General features: G+C 35.4%; 15 protein-coding genes. 9 read left to right on the plus strand and 6 right to left on the minus strand.

The window, feature by feature from the left end; genetic code table 11:
- Positions 1–6: 6 nt before the first annotated feature.
- The 4 genes from F993_RS19915 (at position 7) to F993_RS01750 (ending at position 6,376) form a co-directional block, all read left to right on the plus strand.
- Complete coding sequence (locus F993_RS19915; protein ID WP_004657260.1) at positions 7–2,001, plus strand: esterase/lipase family protein; 1,995 nt, start codon at positions 7–9, stop codon at positions 1,999–2,001.
- Between the two features lie 496 nt (positions 2,002–2,497).
- Positions 2,498–3,451, plus strand: coding sequence for a hypothetical protein (locus tag F993_RS01760; protein ID WP_004657262.1), 954 nt, complete (start codon positions 2,498–2,500; stop codon positions 3,449–3,451).
- A 356-nt stretch (positions 3,452–3,807) separates the two neighbouring features.
- Positions 3,808–5,973 (plus strand): KAP family P-loop NTPase fold protein, encoded by a 2,166-nt coding sequence (locus F993_RS01755; RefSeq protein WP_004657264.1) that lies wholly within the window; start codon positions 3,808–3,810, stop codon positions 5,971–5,973.
- A 31-nt stretch (positions 5,974–6,004) separates the two neighbouring features.
- On the plus strand, positions 6,005–6,376 hold the full coding sequence (locus F993_RS01750) for a hypothetical protein (protein WP_004657266.1): 372 nt from the start codon (positions 6,005–6,007) through the stop codon (positions 6,374–6,376).
- A gap of 81 nt (positions 6,377–6,457) precedes the next feature.
- Here the strand turns inward: F993_RS01750 and F993_RS01745 are convergent, their stop codons facing one another.
- The 4 genes from F993_RS01745 to F993_RS01735 all read right to left on the minus strand — a co-directional run bounded on the left by F993_RS01745 (position 6,458) and on the right by F993_RS01735 (position 10,655).
- Positions 6,458–7,531, minus strand: a complete 1,074-nt coding sequence (locus tag F993_RS01745; protein WP_004657267.1) for a hypothetical protein — start codon at positions 7,529–7,531, stop codon at positions 6,458–6,460.
- Positions 7,532–7,550: 19 nt separating this feature from the next.
- A complete protein-coding gene (locus F993_RS01740) occupies positions 7,551–8,723 on the minus strand; it encodes a YagK/YfjJ domain-containing protein (protein WP_004657269.1) in 1,173 nt (390 codons plus the stop codon).
- 424 nt (positions 8,724–9,147) lie between these two features.
- Positions 9,148–9,387 (minus strand): helix-turn-helix transcriptional regulator, encoded by a 240-nt coding sequence (locus tag F993_RS20285; protein ID WP_004657271.1) that lies wholly within the window; start codon positions 9,385–9,387, stop codon positions 9,148–9,150.
- Positions 9,388–9,608: 221 nt separating this feature from the next.
- Positions 9,609–10,655 (minus strand): hypothetical protein, encoded by a 1,047-nt coding sequence (locus tag F993_RS01735; RefSeq protein WP_004657273.1) that lies wholly within the window; start codon positions 10,653–10,655, stop codon positions 9,609–9,611.
- Positions 10,656–11,572: 917 nt separating this feature from the next.
- Here F993_RS01735 and F993_RS01730 point away from each other — a divergent pair.
- From F993_RS01730 to F993_RS01710, 5 genes are all read left to right on the plus strand, one after another.
- Entirely contained in the window at positions 11,573–12,697 is a 1,125-nt protein-coding gene (locus tag F993_RS01730; RefSeq protein ID WP_004657276.1) for a hypothetical protein, read from the plus strand.
- A 148-nt stretch (positions 12,698–12,845) separates the two neighbouring features.
- A complete protein-coding gene (locus F993_RS01725) occupies positions 12,846–13,220 on the plus strand; it encodes a hypothetical protein (protein ID WP_050560260.1) in 375 nt (124 codons plus the stop codon).
- A gap of 109 nt (positions 13,221–13,329) precedes the next feature.
- Complete coding sequence (locus F993_RS01720) at positions 13,330–13,740, plus strand: hypothetical protein (RefSeq protein WP_032812779.1); 411 nt, start codon at positions 13,330–13,332, stop codon at positions 13,738–13,740.
- Between the two features lie 10 nt (positions 13,741–13,750).
- The gene (locus tag F993_RS01715; RefSeq protein WP_004657282.1) at positions 13,751–14,800 is read left to right on the plus strand and encodes a DUF932 domain-containing protein; all 1,050 of its coding nucleotides are present in this window, start codon (positions 13,751–13,753) and stop codon (positions 14,798–14,800) included.
- Between the two features lie 183 nt (positions 14,801–14,983).
- The gene (locus tag F993_RS01710) at positions 14,984–15,217 is read left to right on the plus strand and encodes a helix-turn-helix transcriptional regulator (protein ID WP_004657284.1); all 234 of its coding nucleotides are present in this window, start codon (positions 14,984–14,986) and stop codon (positions 15,215–15,217) included.
- Between the two features lie 144 nt (positions 15,218–15,361).
- On the opposite strand, the gene F993_RS01705 is transcribed toward F993_RS01710, so the two are convergent.
- Both F993_RS01705 and F993_RS01700 read right to left on the minus strand, forming a co-directional pair.
- Positions 15,362–16,987, minus strand: a complete 1,626-nt coding sequence (locus F993_RS01705; RefSeq protein ID WP_004657286.1) for a type I restriction-modification system subunit M — start codon at positions 16,985–16,987, stop codon at positions 15,362–15,364.
- On the minus strand, positions 16,984–18,183 hold the full coding sequence (locus F993_RS01700) for an AAA family ATPase (RefSeq protein WP_004657288.1): 1,200 nt from the start codon (positions 18,181–18,183) through the stop codon (positions 16,984–16,986). Before F993_RS01700 ends, F993_RS01705 begins: the two co-directional genes overlap by 4 nt.

The raw sequence follows: 18,183 nt of genomic DNA on the forward strand, positions 1-18,183 counted from the left end.
TTTTCAATGCCAATTCAAAATGATGCCACAAAAAAAAATGAAGATCACTTTACTTCAATAACAACACCGAGCACTAACCCTACATTAGCTAATGCTATTCTAGGCCCTAAGTTTGTGATACCCATAATATTTATCCCTGGAATCATGGGCTCTAATATTATGAGTAATGATGGAGATCAAGTCTGGTTTCCGCCGAATGGTAAAATGAGTGGTGCTTGGGCTGCAGTAGATGGCAAATTTTTTAGAACTGCTAAAAAAAGACAACGACAATTAAATCCTGAAACAACTCAGGTTAGTAATGCGGGCGAAATCAATTTAAAGAAGAAAGATATTGCTAATTTTGATGAAGATAAAGCGCGAAGTCGTGGATGGGGAACCGTTTGGTGGGATGGATATGGTGCAGCTTTAATTCATTTGGAAAGATTTTTAAATCGAGAGCTAACTAAATTCGATTTAAGCTTTTTAGGAATTCAAAATGAAGATGATTTTAGAGGGTCAGATGTCTGGAGAGTGCTAACAAATATCACTGGTAGCGACATGATCAAAGAAAACGCGATCAGGAGTGTTTGGAACCCTACAAAAGATTTTAAATTGATTACAAAAAATGAATTTGGAAAATTAGCCGACTACGCTTTCCCTGTGTTTGCATTAGGTTATAACTGGCTACAATCCAATGATGTATCAGCTAAGAATGTAGCAGAAAGACTAAATTCAGAAGTTAAGGCTCAAGTAAAAAAAGAGTATCCAAAGGCTACCTTTAAGAAATTTATTATTGTTACCCATTCAATGGGAGGACTCGTAACTCGTTCTTTAATTCAAGATGATTCTATTAAAAATGATATCTTGGGGGTTGTTCATGGTGTAATGCCAGCCAGTGGGGCCCCTACTGTATATAAAAGATTTGCAAATGGTTGGGATGGATCAGAGGTAACGGGTAGTGCAGTTGATAGTATAGCGAAACATGTTTTTGGTGCGACTTGTGAAAAACTTACTCCTGTTTTAGGGAATTCACCAGGAGGTTTACAGTTACTTCCTTTTGCAAACTTCGTAAATACAGGAAAGTCTAAAACCTGGTTAAAGCTTATTGCAAGAAAACTCAATGGAGAGATCATCACCGCAACTTTACCCAAATCAGATCCCTACGACGAAATTTATAAAGATACAAATGCATGGTGGCGTATGGTCAATATGGATTATTTAGATCCAGCTAGTATTTTAACAAATAAAATTAAAGAAAATGAAAACTCAAGAAAATCTTGGCAAGGCGGAGCTTTAGGACTTGGTGGCTTGGGTGGGTTGGGGAAATCTTTGGGAACTGACGTTGGTCAATTTGGTGATAAAAACGCACAATGGAAAAATCTTGGGGGAGGTGGTAAAGATGCCCAATGGCAAATGAATGATGGAAGAAATGATCAGCAAGATGGAGGATTAGAGCAGGCAGAGTTTACTGAAACATCTGATTTTTTTATAAAAAATGTAAGCTTGGTGCAAAATTTTCATGAGAGTATAAAGGATAGTTATCACACCAATACGTATGCTCATTATGGTAATGATCCACAGCATCTCGCTTTTAATGAGGTTGTGTGGGAAACGGAACAAAGGATTGATGTTGAAACAGAAGACGAACTTATAAATTATAACGGTATTCCATTTGATAGAAATGCAAAAGTTATAACAGATCCTTTTACTGGTGAAAAAATATTACCCACTGTAGAAGTTTATACTTGGGATAGAAATTTATTTGCAGAGGATGGTGAGCGCAAGATAAAAAGAAGACAGGGGGAGGATGTCATTTTTAAGCTGCATGTTGCACCAAATCCCAAGACTGGAGCGGGAGATGGAACTGTTTGTCACCAATCAGGGGCCGATGTTCAAAGAGATATAACAAAGCAAGTTTTTGTAATAAATGGCTATGATCACGCTAGTAGTTATAAAGATCAACAAGTATTGGCTAATACTTTATATTCAATAGCTAAAATAGTGTCTTTAGAAGCAAAATGACTTAACTCGTAGCCTATTCCGCAAAATTTATCTTTTATAACAAATGCTTAAATATTGCGATATCGCAAGTATAGAAGCTAAACCTGAAACTGAAGCTGCATAAGGAATTTTAAATAATGAAAAAGACAGATTTTATGAAAATGGCTTGTGTATTGGCTATCGTTTTTCTTGGTGGATGCCAAACTTTAATTCGAGATATCTGGGGAGTTTAATAACGTATAGTAATTTTCAAAAAGGCAATTTATCAGTTCTAGGTGGATGCCCTGATAAATATTGAAAGAACATAGAGTGTTGTAAACTGGGTATATTGCTAAATAAAAGAGAATGGATATCTTTTATGAGAGCAGTGATATAGGTTATTTTTGAATTTACCTAAATTTTTTGAGGTAAAGCATCTAAAAAATCTAAATTGGGAATCAATAAGTATTTCATGATAGGTCTACATGATTTGGGGAAGCTCATTTAAAGGGCGTTATAGAAATTGGTTTAATAAGAAATGAATGATTTAACAACAAGATTTTTAAATAATTTTAGTCAGTGGCATGAAGTAGGGCTAACAACTATAAAAGCAATTATTTCGATTGGAATATTATGCTTAGTTGCCTATCTGTTCACAATCGGTTATATCCCTTCAGAAATTAGCTTTGGCGATACACTTATTTTTCTATTGATTTTTGTTGCCTGTTCAATTGTCTATGCTGGATTAAGCATGGTACTGTTTTTCTTTGGAATTTCCTTAATGCCTATGGTCTATCTAATTCTTAGTACTGTAGATAAGTATTTGCCACAGCATACACGAATAGGTAAAAAACTTCCCTTTCCAAAGATAAGTATTCTTACATTGATTGCCTCCCTATATCTCTTATATACCATTCGTGGTTTGTTGTTATTACATTGGAAAATCAGCTTTTATGTAGCTCTTACTTCGGCCTTTATTTCGCTGTTCTATTATGCTTTTTATATTAATAGACAGAAGATCAAAGAGTTTGGTAATAAGTTTGAAAATTTAAAGGATATTATTGATGATCCTGATGCCAGTGAAAATCTTAAAACATTTGCCAGAGCTAAATTAAAGAGATTAGAAACACATATCAAAGACAGTATACAAATATCGTTCTTTCTTATCCTAATTCCTCTTGTACCTATGTTTTTTATTGGAGATATTGGCAAAGTATTCTTAGATTTCACGATGCAAAAAACAGGTGTCAGTATAGAAAAAGCGACACTGTATATTAAAGCCCCTTATGCCAACTTAATTGATTTACCCAAAACAACAACTCCTGAGCTAAGTGAACATCAAACCTTTATTTTTAAGGATGTAAAAGTTTTATTCCAAGGTATTGGTAAAAATACTCTGATTGCTTACAAAGTTAAAAAGGTTGAGAAACAGATCGTTATTCCAAATGAGTACATTACGATTGAGAGAGTTCGGAAAGTTGATGAAAACTAGATTTAAATTATTAGATGATTTAATTTTATATGATTGTTTTTCATCATAATATTTAATATTTATTAAGGTTAATTGGAAAATATAAAGCAATAAAAAAAGCCTAAACCCTTTAGGTTTAAGCTTTTAGGATTCTATGAGATGTCATAGAAAGTAAACTTGGCGAGAGAGGGAGCCATATTTGAATATTAAGTTGTTGATAAAATTGGAATAAAAAAGTATAAATTTTATTTAATCCCCCAATCGTCCCCCATGAAGGTTTTTTAAGTAAATTTGTAGTTTCAAATAAAATAAATCTTTGTAAATATATGAATTTCTTGTTAAGAATATACTATTTAAAAATAAAGTGAGAGAACTTTATGGCTGACAGTTACTCATCTGACTCTCCAGTAACAAAGCATAGGGAAGATAAATTTAATCGGTGGTTGTTTTCGAAGAGAATAGCAGATGTTATTGCAAACAGAATTGACTCTTCTAGTATAGTAATAGGACTATATGGAGCTTGGGGGAATGGTAAAACGTCTGTTCTAAACTTTATTGAAGAATCTTTGAATGATAATCAAGATGTTATATGTATAAAGTTTAATCCATGGCGATTTGGAGCAGAGGAAGAACTACTAAAGGCTTTTTTTCAAGACATTGCCCATGCAATTGAGGCTAAGCTTATTACTAGGACTGATAAAGCCAAAGATGCTGTTAAATCTTTCGCACCTGCTATTACTAGTATATTTGGTGCAGCTGAAGTGGGGCAGGCAATCAGCAGTTTTATACCAAGTATAGAATTACAAAAATTAAAAGAACGAATTGAAGGTGAATTAGAGAGAGCTCAGAAAAGAGTCTTAATTTTGATTGATGATGTTGATAGGTTAGAAAAAACTGAAATTCATGCTCTTTTTAGATTAGTGAAGCTTACCGCTGATTTTAAGTATACAGCATATATTCTTGCTTTTGATAAGGATATAGTTGCTGCTTCATTGCAAGATCGTTATGCAAATTCTTCTCATAATGCAGGAGAGGCTTTTTTAGAAAAAATTATACAAGTGCCTTTACACTTACCTCTTATTGATCAATCAGTATTAATTAAATTTTGCTTCCAAGGGATAGATGAGGCACTTACAGTTGCAGGCATAGAACTTACACAAGATCAAGCAAGTGATTATGCCAGTAAATTCACAAGATATTTTAGTTCAGTTGTAACTACGCCAAGAAAAGCAAAGCTTTATGGAAATATTCTATTGTTCTCTTTACCTATTTTGAAAGGTGAGGTTGATACAGTTGAACTAATGTTAGTTGAAGCAATTAGAGTATTTTATCAGCCAATCTACGATATGTTGAGAATAAACAAAGAACTTTTTTCAGGTACCTTTACAGAGGTAAGATATACAAATAACAATTCTGATAAAGAGAAAATTAAGCAATTGATCGATCAGGCGATAGGATTATGCAAACATGTAGATAAAGAGAAAATTATAGAATTATTGAAAGACTTATTTCCTAAAATCAACTCATCTTACCATAATACCTTTTATGGTTCAGAGTGGTATACAGTCTGGGATGAAAAACAGAGAGTTTGTGCCCCAAATTATTATTCTAGATATTTTACTTATTCCATCCTAGAAGAAGATATTTCTGATGTCACAATCAAAGAAATTCTTCAGCAATGCGAGCTTTGGCAAGACGAATTCGAACCCGATAAGAATCCATTAAATGAGTTTTTAAATCATGAAAATGCAGAGAAAGTAATTTCTAAATTGAGGGTAAGGGCTAGTAATTTATCTGAGAAAATATCACTCTCGTTGAGTGTTGCAATAGCTCAAAAAAGTGACCAACTTCCATATACATTAAAATTATTCGACTGGTACACCCCCGTCATTCAAGGAGCAATGCTAATTTCTGATTTACTTCAGAATATAGATAAAAGAGATCGCTTAGAATATGTCAAATTCGTCATGGATCATGTCACTAATTTAGATTTTATGTTTGATCTCCTACAATGGGTCAAAAAATATGATGAGGAAAGACCTGAAGAAACGGATGTATTTTTAAGTGTTGATATGGATGAATTAAGTAAATATTTAGTTTCTTTCATAGAGTCGAAACTTTCTTGTAATATTAATTTTGTTGAAGCTGTTCCAAGAAATTTGCCTATTTTATTCAGAATACTTAATGAATATATACAACCTAACTTTGTAAATGAATATCTCAGTAAAATTTTGCCCAATAAACCTGAGCTTATAATTAAAATTTTTTCTGCATATTTAGGGATAGCTGAAGGCGGTAATCGATCTAGACCTCATAGGAGCGATTTGAAATTTGAACAATACAAACAAATTATAAAACAAATAAATATTGAGATATTGATAGAGGTTATTGAACAGAACTTTGAGCAAAAATTTCTGTTTTCCAAGGATTTTCCTGAGCAATATGATCATCTTGAAGAGGGAGAGCTTATATTTATTAAGCAATTCTATTGGTTCTATAAAAACCAAAATGAAGAAAATGATACAAGTGAAAATTCTGAATAATTAAATCTAGTTTAAGTAAGGAGTAGTAATAATGGGGCAAGCAAAACAAAGAGGTTCATTAGACGATCGTGTAGCTCAAGCCAAGCAAGAGAAGTTAGTGGGGGAACGTATTACCATTGATGAGGCTAAGCGTCGGCTAGGGTTGCCTGATAGTGCTGAATTTCAAGGTTATGTGATTCATCTTTATGATGAGGATGAGTTTGTTGGTCTTGTAGAGGAATCTGATTTAATTGTTAATAGAGTATATGTCAAAATTCCTGACCTAGCACATAAATATGATAGTGCAGAAGATGCAGTAAAAGAAGCTTTAAAAATTGATAAATATCGTTTAATGGTTTGTGTATTATTTGAAGTTGATAACAAGCATAGGATTCATGATATTTGGGCTAATTTTGAAGATTGAACAAATATAAACTCCTTTTATTATCTAGGTAACTATAAAACAGCATGGGTTAACCCATGCTGTTTTATCAATCAATCAGAGTTACCGCTCATAATGTGTTTGCCCTCGTTCAACAATTAGGCTACAAGAATCATCTCTGATTCTGAACCAATAGTCAGGAACAATGAGTTGAGCTTTAAGTATATTTAAACGAGTACCGGCATGAATTTGTGTGAGGTCATAATAATTCTGTTCTTGGCCTTGAAAATGCGGGGCTATACCAGAATTCATGGTTTGAACAGTACCCAAACTAATGCAATCTAGATTGTGATCAATTAAATAGGGAGTAAGTACATCGGAAAGTGATGTTTCAGAAAATGGAATGAGGTCAGAAAAATCTTTTCGAACAAAGAAAATGAGTCTGATGGAGCTGGTTTGTTCTATATCCATTTCCTCACGTGAAAGAATGCCTAAAACACCATTTTGTTGACGCATACGCCACACAGCCTGAATAATCTCATTACTTTTCTCTCGTACAATTTCATAAGCAGACTTATCAAGAAACTCGGTTGTATCAGAAACGCTGACCAGACTATTCCTTAGTTTACGTTGTACCAGTAAGGAATGGACCTCAAACTTATTTGTTTCAGCACAAATAAACTTTATGAATCGATCATAAGAATTATTGCAATAACGCAATTTAGTGTTCCATGAGTTAATTTGTGTCATAAAAGCTCTGGTGGAGGTATGTACTTTGAAATCTGCGAAACAAATTTCACAAACATGTTCTATTCGCTGATATTCCATTAATGGAATATGAATGATGCCATGTCTCAGCATAAGTTGGCTGAGTAAATAGATTTCTGGATGAATCAACGTATTTTTAAATTTGCCTGTCGTATAGGGATTTTGTGTATTGTCTAGTACGATCTGAAAGACCTGACTCCCTAGATTTGTAAAGTACAAATTGGGGATATTGGGGTGAGGAAATGCTGTTGGGTTATGGGTAAACATCCTAAAACCTTTCTTATTTTTTATACTCTGGATCAGTTCACAGTACTTAAATAATGGTAGTGGCAAAACAGGTGTGTAAGCTGCTCGGAAAGGATAGGCATAGGTAATATGATTGAGGTGGTTGTTCCCTTCAACTTTTTCTAAAGCGCTGAGCGTAGTCATATCGTTGTTCCTGAATTAATTATTGAGATTCTGTTGAGATTAAGATGCGAGAACGGCCTGACTTAGCTTTAGGTTCAGGTAATGCACTACGTTGAAATCGTTTGAAGTTCTTTAGAGCAGAAAAAATAAAGAACTGATCAGCCTTGCAGATGTAATCAAAGGTTTTGATTAAGAAGGATTGCTTTTCCATATCTGAATAATGAATTAATCCAATGCCGCAGTATTTATATTGGTCTTTATTCATGTTGCAGATATAAGTGCTTCCTTGATTGCGGGTGATCTTCTTCCAGTAATCAGATATATATTGCGCAATGCTGATATCTTCCTGATGTTTATTGCCATCAAAGAATAAATAACTGTGTATATGGAACCCAGTTGCAGCAGAGTATTCGTATTGGAAGACATAGCCTTCAATATCATTTAATAGCGTGTTATTGCGCCAGTTATTCTTAAATCTATGCATACATTCTTTTAGATAGTTCAGATCATTACGCGAATAAGGCATGCCCATTGCTGAGGCATGCTTCAGGATCGTTTTAAGGTCCCGCTTTAGTGAAAAGTCCATCCTAATAACCAGCAGCTTGGCAAACTTCGCGATAAGATGGTTGAGGAGCTCAACACAGGCTTTCTTATTTTCTTTTTTGGTAGAGTTCCGATCCCTGATTTTTTTCTTATAAGGGGCACTGTGAGTGTGCTGGGACAGGCGCTCAATGAATAGGTTAAGTGAGTCAATGTATTCTTGAACATTTTCCTTATTTGCAGGATCGAGCGATGATAAATGTGCTAGAAACTCAAGTTTACTCACTGAGAATTGATCGCGTACAAACATCCAAGCTGTGATTTCTTCACTATAGAAGTATTGATCAGTGAATTGATGATAGAAAGCAGGTAATACCTTCTTCACTAACACATCCCATCCTGAAGCGAAATCTACTCGGTAATGTTGAGTAGATTGGTAGAAGTGTGCATGGGCTATGTGTGCTATAGGCAATTGAGCATTTTCACATTTCGCAACCACGTTCAGAATATTTAAACAAATGTCTGCTTCATAATCGGACTGATGCCGTAGTAGATAAGGGGGCTCATCTTGGTTCGTTATAATCGCTGAACTCAGATCAGATTGGGCTAATGCAAGCTGTTCTTCTAATGTGAACGTACCTGCTGAATGGTCAAGTAATTGAAGTTGGTTCATAAATTTCTCGATGAATAAGTTTTCAAGAAATTTGAGCAATAGATGTCTGTAGACACTGGATCAAGCAGTGTCTAGGCTTTATGGTGAAATGATTAGGTTTGTGTCTCAGAGAGTCTCGTTTAAATACTATTCTGACATCTGGTGAATTAACGGTGATCTGACTTAGCTTGGTGCAGTCAGAGTCACGACAGATGATTATATTTAAGTAGGTGACACAACTTATAAGGTCATTAAGACGTATCTTTTACATAAATACTTAATAGGAATATCCATTAAGATATTGATACTTAATGTATATTAATATCTATAAGAATATGTATTTAAATGATTTAATACCTAAATTCAGCTTCACAACAAATAGACGAGCTATGCACAAATTCATATCGTATTTACGGGGATGTGCTGATGATGGCGATATACACAGTTAAGCCGTCTTTTGTAGAAGATTGCGTGCTTCGATTTTAGATTGAATCCATGCCTGAACTTCACTGAGTCTCCAGCGGGTGAGATGCCCAAACTTTACTGGTTTGGGGAAGTCGGGGTCATAGCGTTTAGATTTAGGGTTGATACGGTCATAAATTGTAGATCTAGATAAACCTGTCAGGTCTTCTAAATCTGTGCGTGAAATCATTTTGAATGAAAATGAATTAGTTGCCGAAACCATAATTTGTCCTTTGGGATGTAGTTGGATGGTTTCACTACTTTAAAAAATGATGATATTTAAAAATACCCTATTTGCACGGACATGCTATTTCCATAGTTTTTTGGGAAACAGAAAGTTGGTCATGCTGTAGAAGGGGGAATCGATGATAAATAGGGTATTGAAGAGTGCTGATCTATCTTTTATCAATAGATCAGCCTAGATAATCATGAATTGCTATTTTTTTATTTTGGGCATTCTTTATTTTTTTTGACTATATCTTTAATCATTTGATAGAGAGACTGCCCACAAACTTTGTGCTGTTTTAGCCAAATTTCACTATCCCCCGTATATTTTTTTCTCAGTAGATGTTGGGAATCTGTATCTCTAATGCCTTTTATTTCCTTGATTTTTCCACGATAGCTAGAAATCAGTTTTTTGTATTTTCTTCTCTTTGTTCTAAAATATTCATGTTCATTAAAGATATAGATTGCTTCTGATAAACCATCAGGATCAGCAGGGATAAGTAGGCTTTCTTTAGCATGATTCATACGGATGAGTTGTACGAGTAATAATTTAATATCAACTTTATGCTGTTGAATTGAAGCTTCTTTTACAAAAGGAATAGATTCAGACTCTAGTTGCTGAATGATTATATCCTTATTTATAAAGCGTATTTTATTAACTTCCTCTTCATCAAGTAGGACCTTTTCAGCGTATGCAAGAAAACTTCGCTTAATGATATCTATTGTTGATTGTTGTTTATGCCCATTATGAATTTTTTCGAAAACTCTATTAATCTCTGGAGGTACAACTTCTAAACTCTGACAGTCATTATGAAAGGCATAGGTATGAAAAGCCTTCTTACGTAATTTTTCTACTTGTTTTAAATTGATGGTCTCCTGAGACTTGATGTAAGAATTAAAATTTTTTATATCAGTGAGAATGTCATCGTAATACCGAGGAAGTCGATCGATAAGCGGAATTTCAATAGTATCACTAGGATCTTTGGAGAGCCGTATTTTTTGTACGGCGCTATTTCGATAGGTTTTTTGTTGCTCAGTTTCTTTATAGCGCCCTACAGAGTGGTAAGCGTAGATATTTTGTTTGTCTAACTCAGAGACTTTATTGCTGTATTCCAAGCGATTAGGTCCTAAATCTGCACCAAGTGATTTGTAATACTGAATTTGAGCTGTTTGGTCACCTAAAGGATATTTAATATTTTTTATTACAAAATCTTCTAAGACACTCATGAGTTTAATTTGATTATCAATTTTCAACTGGTCTGGCATTCTGCATCTCTAAAATATGAATTAGACATAAGTATTCTTTAAGATAAATGTAGATTTGTTTTAAATGCAATAATTTCTTTAACGCTTTTCTCCTTGGTATTTGCAATTTCTAGAGAGTGAAATGGAGTGAAAAAATAGTTAAACTTTAAATCTAGTCTTCAACATGCGCTTTGTCAAAAGTAGGGCCTATAAATGATGTGCAAAGTTAGCTGTTAAAATTCGTTTTTTTAAAGACTTAAAGCGGAACTTTCACCCTTAACGAGAACCTAACTTTTTACAAGCATTTAAGTCTATAGAGTACAGTTTTTTACTTCTTCTAATGGTTGAGTGGATTCATTTTTCTATAGAACATTGACACTCTAAACCTTGCCAATTATCCTTTGCCTGCTGACCTACATTGTCAGTCGGTTTTAGCAGACCGTTTACACACAAGCACACCAAAAAATTAATTTTTTGGTGGCGAACTCGTTCGTTCCTCCTCCGTTGCGGTAGGGCGAGGGAGGGACGCCTTGTGCGTGCTGATTCTTGTGTGTCAGTCTGCTAACCCTCTCTCGTTCTGCCACCATTATTTAGCAGTAAGTTGGTAGAGCTCTTTAATACACACAAGGAGTCCGCCATGCGTACTACATTCCGAAATTCTCATTCTCTTTTTTACCCCAGTAAGTTTTATGGCTTTATCGATGCCAGATAACACTACATTTTAAAAATCATGCGATTGGGGAACACTCAATGAAGGTGCTTATTCCTTTATTGGCCTGCTTATCTGAATTATTTAAAGACTAAAAAGTAGATATCACTCTACGGAATTGTCACGTCAGCAGAGAATGCAGAACTCCAAGTTAAACATCAAACCGCCATGAGCCTAGCTTCGCTATTGCTGAGAGGTGCTTATGGACAATAAAAGAGAATGATGCACGATGACAACAAAATTAAAGCGTCTGTCCTTATGTATTTTATTAATTGGACTGAATGCCTGTTCGAGTAAAGACAAACCAGAAAGTGATCCTGCTGTAAACGACCAAACCATTGAAACAATGTTAGAGTCTGAGCCTGTTGCTGAAATGCCAACCGTAATTGTTCCTAAAGATCAAATTAGTCCCGACCAAAATTTGCAAGAATTCGAGCTCTCGGATATTCAAGCACAATACCGAATCCGTTATCCGACAATGTGGGAGACGGAAAAGTTTAGACTCTCTGCATTCGTTGACAACTATGAACTTATTCATCCTCAGCTACATTTGGGATCAGATCAGATTTTTGTGATTGGTAATCGGGAACATAGTTCTAGAGATAATGATTTGTACATTGATCTGACCAGTGACGAATATTTTAAATATAGCAATAACTTGGCGATCAATTATATCCGCTACTTAAAAGCACCAAAGATTGAATCGAAGCAGGAATTTGAAAAAAGCCAAGCCTATGAGGAACGGGTGAAACAGGCAAATCAAAATGCTGAAACGACGGCGGTCGATTATGATCTGAAGTTATTAGAACAGGCTTTAAACCGTAGTGTGGGTGATATTTATTTTGCAGTTTCAGATGCTTCTTATGAATATGACGCAGATCAGGAACAGATGCATATTCATCTAGCAGTTGACGTTATGGAGTCGGATCTAGTCATCAAGGTCCAACCTGATTTAGCCAAACAAATTGCGGCAAACTTTAACCAGCTTAGATTAGGTTTTGTCTTTAATTTTAAAAATAATCAACTCAATCTTGATGGCATTTTTTTCTACTTTAAAAAGGTAGGGAATCCAGATCGGCATAGCAGTAATGTTGAAGAGGTGATGTATGTGTCACCTGTATTTAAACCGATTAGTTTTAAACAAAAATCGGCAATTGAGTTGAAACGACAGTTTGTTACTGATACGCATGAACAATTGAAAACAATGCCCTTTAAGGATGTCTCTCATTCTCCTGTGTGGCAATTTAAATTTGGTCTAGAGCAATATCAGTCTCCAGAAAGCTTAATGCAGAAATATCCCAAAAAAGAAATTCCCAAAGAACCTGAAGAGTTCAAGTATTTAGGTGAAGGATGAATATGACCAAACATGTGTTTCTATATTTTTAAAAATAAAGAAATTTCAAATACATATTACCTAGATGTAAGAGGTGTTCTCTGCTGAACACGGCAGAGAAAAATAACCTATCAACTCAACATCTGAATACAAAATTTAGGATTAATGAATGATGAACAACTTAATTAAAACAGTGGGATGGACTGCATTAATATCATTGTCGGTATTAGCTCTACAAGGATGTGGCGCGGGGCTTGAGCCTGATGCATTCTCAGTGGAATTAAATGAAATGGGAGGTATAGCTTACCATCCACCTGCAATCATCACGATTCGCTCGAATTCACCTAACCAAATAGATGTCACCAATGTCACTGTGAACAATGGGCAGTGCCAATATATTGGACATGACCGAAGATTCAATTTCCCACTGCATTTTCAAATGGGCCAAGTGTCTAGACTCAGACTGCAAGGTTGTAGCTTTGCAAATGTGGTACAGGTTGATATAGAAACCACACAGGGAACTGCAAGTTATAGCTTTAATTAAAACGATCTCTTAAAAAACTAGATCTAACTTAAATATACTCAACTAAATCAAAAAGCCATGCCCCTCAAAGGGCATGGCTTTTTTATATCTCAAATTTATGGTGCTTACGATGATCAGAATCAATTGTCCAATGTGTGGCAGTGATGAAACCGAAATAATTCCTCAACCTCTTCCTAATACAGCAACTTCCCAGCAGAAATCATTTAGCAAACCACCGATGCAGAACCTGATGCAGCATGTCGTTAACTATGCCGTGATGGGAGCTTCAAGCGCACGAATGATCAAAGGACAACGTCCTATTGTTTATGTCATTGGCAGCTTGATTGGCGGTGTAATCGGCTGTGCAGTTTGTTTTCTCAATCATGTTCATGAACATGCACCCGAACCCATGCTGAAACAAAGCCAAAAACCAGAAACGCTCTATCAATGTTTGGAATGTAATCATCATTTTGCACTGGCATTTGAACAAGGCGAATACAACAGCTCACAACATCCATATTTTTATCATTCAAACCGATAAGGAAAACATCATGGCACATCAACTTGAACAAATGGCATATGTCGGTCAAACCCCTTGGCATGGCTTAGGCAATCAATTAAGTCAAAACCAACCCATCGAAGTATGGGCACAACAGGCAGGTATGGACTGGCGAATAGAATCCTCCAATGTCAGCTATATGGCGCAAAACCATCGAGGGCAAAGCATCATCATGCCTTTTGAAGAACAGCGCGTGCTGTATCGATCAGATACCCATGCGCCGTTATCCGTGGTGAGCCAACGTTTTCAGGAGGTACAACCCCAAGAGATTTTAGAGTTCTATCGAGATCTCACTGAACAATCTGGTTTCGAACTAGAAACAGCAGGAGTACTCAAAGGCGGCAAGAAATTCTGGGCATTGGCTAAAACAGGACAGACCTCAGCACTCAGGGGTAAGGATATCAGCAACGGCTACATTTTATTGGCAACTGCCTGCGATGGAACATTGGCAACTACCGCCCAATTCACCAGTATCCGTGTGGTATGTAATAACACCTTGGCAATCGCTTTATGTGGTCAGCAAGGCAGTGCAGGCGTCGTCAAAGTTCCGCACAGCACTCGATTCGATGCAGAAAAAGTCAAACAGCGACTGGGTATCTCAGTTCGTGCATGGGATGAACACATGTATGAAATGAAACAACTGAGTCAGCGTAAAGTGACTCAACAAGAAGCGGCCGCCTACTTTGATGCAGTATTTAACAATACCAATCTCAGTGTGGCAGAACAGGATGAAAGCATTGTTCAGTTTTATCGAAATGCAGCGATGCCCAAGCAAATTCAGTCATCCAGATCAGACAATAAAACTGAACCGAATGGACGAGCCATGTCTAAAGTGATGACCATGTTTAACGGACATGGTCGAGGGGCAGAACTCAGCTCGGCTAAAGATACAGCCTATGGTTTGCTTTGCTCAATCACGGAATTCATTGACCATGAACGCCGAGCCATGAGTACGGATCATCGCTTGGATTCTGCTTGGTTTGGAGCAGGTGCAGCGATTAAACAACGTGGTTTAGAACAAGCCCTTAGAATGATTGCTTAAATTCAGTTTCAGTTAAGCCATCTCCATTAGCCTAAGCATACTGTACAACCATAGCAACACCTATAGCCACATCTTCTAGATGTGGCTTTTTTTATGCCGACTCATGACTTAACCAATGTTCAGGATATTTAGAAAGGATTGCAGCAGTAGGTGCAGGCTTTGAATTAACTAGGAGAAAACATCATGGATGTACTCAGATCTCAATCATTTCAGATGAATCAAATTATTACTGTTAAGGACGTTGTAAAGTTCACAAGCATTAGTCGGTCAAGAATCTACGAACTGATAAATAAAGAGTCAAAATATTATGATCCAACCTTTCCAAAACCGATTCGGTTGAGCGAATCACGTATTGGTTGGTCAGCTTTGGAAATACATCAGTGGATTGAAACTAAGTTAATAAGTAGAGAATACTAAAAGTAGTTTTCTTAAAACTAATTCTAAGCCAGTTATTGTAAATGATATTTGTTTTTCATTTATCTCTACTTTTAGAAAAGATAGTGCACATGAGCGATTGCCCATGTGCACTATTAAACTTTGAGTTGATTAAATTCTATTCTTTTAAGGTAATTCTGATAATCCTAGCTCCCTTAAAAATGCATTATGTTCATCTTTAGATTTTTTGATTTGCTCGACGAGCAATTGTAATTGTTCATTTGTTGCCTTTAGATCAATTTGCTCTTCTGGTTCGGAAGTACTTATATATCTAGAAATATTCAGGTTGTAATCATTGTTTTTGATATCATCTAAACTCACTCGTTTAGAATAGCGTTCTTCTTCTTGGCGGTATTGATAAGAATGTACAATTTTCTCAATATCTTTATCACGCAAGCGATTTTGTTTTTTACTTGGTTCAAAATAATCCGCAGCATTGATGAATAAAACATCATCAAATTTTTTACAACGTTTTAAGACTAGAATACATACAGGAATACCCGTAGAAAAAAATAGATTGGCTGGTAGTCCAATTACAGTATCAATATGTCCATCATCGAGCAATTTCTGCCTAATTTGCTTTTCGGCACCACCACGAAATAATACACCATGTGGCAAGATGATTGCCATTACGCCATCTTCTGCTAAAAAGTGAAATCCATGGAGTAAAAATGCGAAATCAGCAGCAGATTTTGGAGCTAGGCCATAATCTTTAAAACGAAAGTCTTTCGCAAGAGCTTCAGTTGTATCCCACTTTAAGCTGAATGGTGGATTTGCCACAATCGCATTAAAAGTAATTTTTTTAGAAGGGTTAAGCTCACTCAAAATATCCCAGTCATTGGTTAAAGTATCACCATGGAAAATTTCAAATTCAGTATCTTTTACACCATGTAATAGCATGTTCATACGCGCTAAGTTATAAGTTGTAATATTTTTTTCTTGGCCATAAATTTTACCGATTTTGCCATCATGCTCTTTTGCATGTTGACGGACATTAAGCAATAAAGATCCTGAACCACATGTGAAGTCCATAATTCGCTCTAAGGTCTGTTTATAGCCTGTACTTGGGTCTTGGCTATCTAATGTCACTATACGAGACAAAATCGTTGAAATAGGCTGTGGCGTATAAAATTCACCAGCTTTTTTCCCTGAACCTGATGCGAATTGTGCAATGAGGTATTCATAAGCATCGCCTAAAGTGTCATTATTAGTCGAAAATCCAACAAGCTTTTCTTCAATACTACTAATAATTGAACACAGTTTATTATTTCTAATTTTGTTATCTTTACCTAATTTCTCAGAGTTAAGGTTAATTTCAGAAAATAGACCATTGAAACTACGAGCGAAAGAATGTTCTTCTATATACTTAAAGCCTGCATTTAACGTTTTAAGTAGATCTTCATGCTGTGTACGAGCAAGCTCAGCGATGTTACTCCAAAGATATTCTGGCTTAATTACATAGTGAATTAGACTTCTCATACTGTCTTCGAAGTCTGTTACGTCTGTAGGATTATTAGCGTACCAAACACTTAAAGATGTTTGCTTAATTGTACCATTATCATTTTTGATAGGTTTTGGATAGTCTGAACCAAGCTCTTTGGCTACTGCTCCTTCATAATTGGAAGACAAATAGCGTAAAAATAGGAAAGATAACATGTAATCCCGAAAATCATCGGCATTCATTGAGCCACGCAGTTGGTTCGCAATATCCCAAAGTAAGGCACCAAGTTTTTGCTGTTCCTGTTCGGTCATGATTGAGTTTCCTGTGGCATATCTATTTGAGGAGATGTAGAGGCTGTTGGTTGAGCAACTTCACCAATATTAGGTAATTGAAATGGATAGCGTTCTAAAAATGCATTGAGAATATCTTTAAACAATTTTTGATTATCGGGAAGCATTTTCCGTGGATCATAAATTGAGTATTGACCATGGCTCATTAAATTTAATGCTCTAGAAAAAAGAGCCGCGTTATCAATATTTTTGATACAAAATGAAAAATCTTCAGCGCCAAAAAAAGAAGCTGTTTTTTCCATAACGCTGCGCAAAATATTAAAATGATAAGTATAGAGTCTAGACGGGTTAGAATTTGCAGCATCATGTAGTTCTTTAAGCATAGCAACATGATAGAAAAAGGGTGTATCACTTGTAGTTTGTAATTGATACTCATTGGTATGCTTGTTCTTGTATAAAAAATAGCATTTATGATTGTGTTTTTTTAACTCATTGTTCATGATATTAAAAAATAAACCGTGGTGTGTAGAAATGACTACTTTTACTGCCTCTTTCGCCATACAAATTAACTTAGCTAAATCACTTGATAACGCAATTACATTATTATCATCTAATGATGAAATAGGATCATCAATATAAATATATTTTACCCAATCGTAAGCTTCTTGTTTATCAATCGCTAATTCACTGATTGCTAAGAATGTACACCAAATAAATAAATTTTCTTCACCTCTAGATACTTTGATATTGTCTATTATTTTTGTGGTAAATTTATCTTGACCTTTAAGTTTAAAGGTCTCTTGACGAGAAAATGAAACCGTCCATGATTCATAATCTATTCGGAAATCAAAATCTGCATATTTTTCAAGATGATTAAATATTTTTTCTTCAAGTGCAAGCTCTTTAAAACCTAAAAAAAATCTAGAATCTTTGTTTAAATACAATTTACGATTTTTATCACCAACTAAGTCATTATCCCAACGGAATAAGTCTTCCGTAAAAGCATTAAAATATAAGGTGTCACGATTATTGATGGTCTTATTCTTTTTAGTACCTTTTTTTCCTTTTTCTTTAAACTCCATTGATAAACGAGTTTTTCCTGTTCCATTGTAGGCATAAACTAAAACGAAATCTTTACCATCATTGAGATCACCTCTTAGACGTTCAACAACTCTATTTAAGCTTTTATATGGGTAAATTTTCCTATTACCAGCCAT

This window comes from Acinetobacter proteolyticus (genome assembly GCF_000367945.1).
Classification (GTDB): Bacteria; Pseudomonadota; Gammaproteobacteria; order Pseudomonadales; family Moraxellaceae; genus Acinetobacter; species Acinetobacter proteolyticus.

Bases quoted from the DNA above. Each gene is read 5' to 3' on its own strand.
- F993_RS19915 (WP_004657260.1), top strand. From the start codon at position 7: ATGCCAATTCAAAATGATGCCACAAAAAAAAATGAAGATCACTTTACT.
- F993_RS01760 (WP_004657262.1), top strand. From the start codon at position 2,498: ATGAATGATTTAACAACAAGATTTTTAAATAATTTTAGTCAGTGGCAT.
- F993_RS01755 (WP_004657264.1), top strand. From the start codon at position 3,808: ATGGCTGACAGTTACTCATCTGACTCTCCAGTAACAAAGCATAGGGAA.
- F993_RS01750 (WP_004657266.1), top strand. From the start codon at position 6,005: ATGGGGCAAGCAAAACAAAGAGGTTCATTAGACGATCGTGTAGCTCAA.
- F993_RS01745 (WP_004657267.1), bottom strand. From the start codon at position 7,531: ATGACTACGCTCAGCGCTTTAGAAAAAGTTGAAGGGAACAACCACCTC.
- F993_RS01740 (WP_004657269.1), bottom strand. From the start codon at position 8,723: ATGAACCAACTTCAATTACTTGACCATTCAGCAGGTACGTTCACATTA.
- F993_RS20285 (WP_004657271.1), bottom strand. From the start codon at position 9,387: ATGGTTTCGGCAACTAATTCATTTTCATTCAAAATGATTTCACGCACA.
- F993_RS01735 (WP_004657273.1), bottom strand. From the start codon at position 10,655: ATGCCAGACCAGTTGAAAATTGATAATCAAATTAAACTCATGAGTGTC.
- F993_RS01730 (WP_004657276.1), top strand. From the start codon at position 11,573: ATGACAACAAAATTAAAGCGTCTGTCCTTATGTATTTTATTAATTGGA.
- F993_RS01725 (WP_050560260.1), top strand. From the start codon at position 12,846: ATGATGAACAACTTAATTAAAACAGTGGGATGGACTGCATTAATATCA.
- F993_RS01720 (WP_032812779.1), top strand. From the start codon at position 13,330: ATGATCAGAATCAATTGTCCAATGTGTGGCAGTGATGAAACCGAAATA.
- F993_RS01715 (WP_004657282.1), top strand. From the start codon at position 13,751: ATGGCACATCAACTTGAACAAATGGCATATGTCGGTCAAACCCCTTGG.
- F993_RS01710 (WP_004657284.1), top strand. From the start codon at position 14,984: ATGGATGTACTCAGATCTCAATCATTTCAGATGAATCAAATTATTACT.
- F993_RS01705 (WP_004657286.1), bottom strand. From the start codon at position 16,987: ATGACCGAACAGGAACAGCAAAAACTTGGTGCCTTACTTTGGGATATT.
- F993_RS01700 (WP_004657288.1), bottom strand. From the start codon at position 18,183: ATGGCTGGTAATAGGAAAATTTACCCATATAAAAGCTTAAATAGAGTT.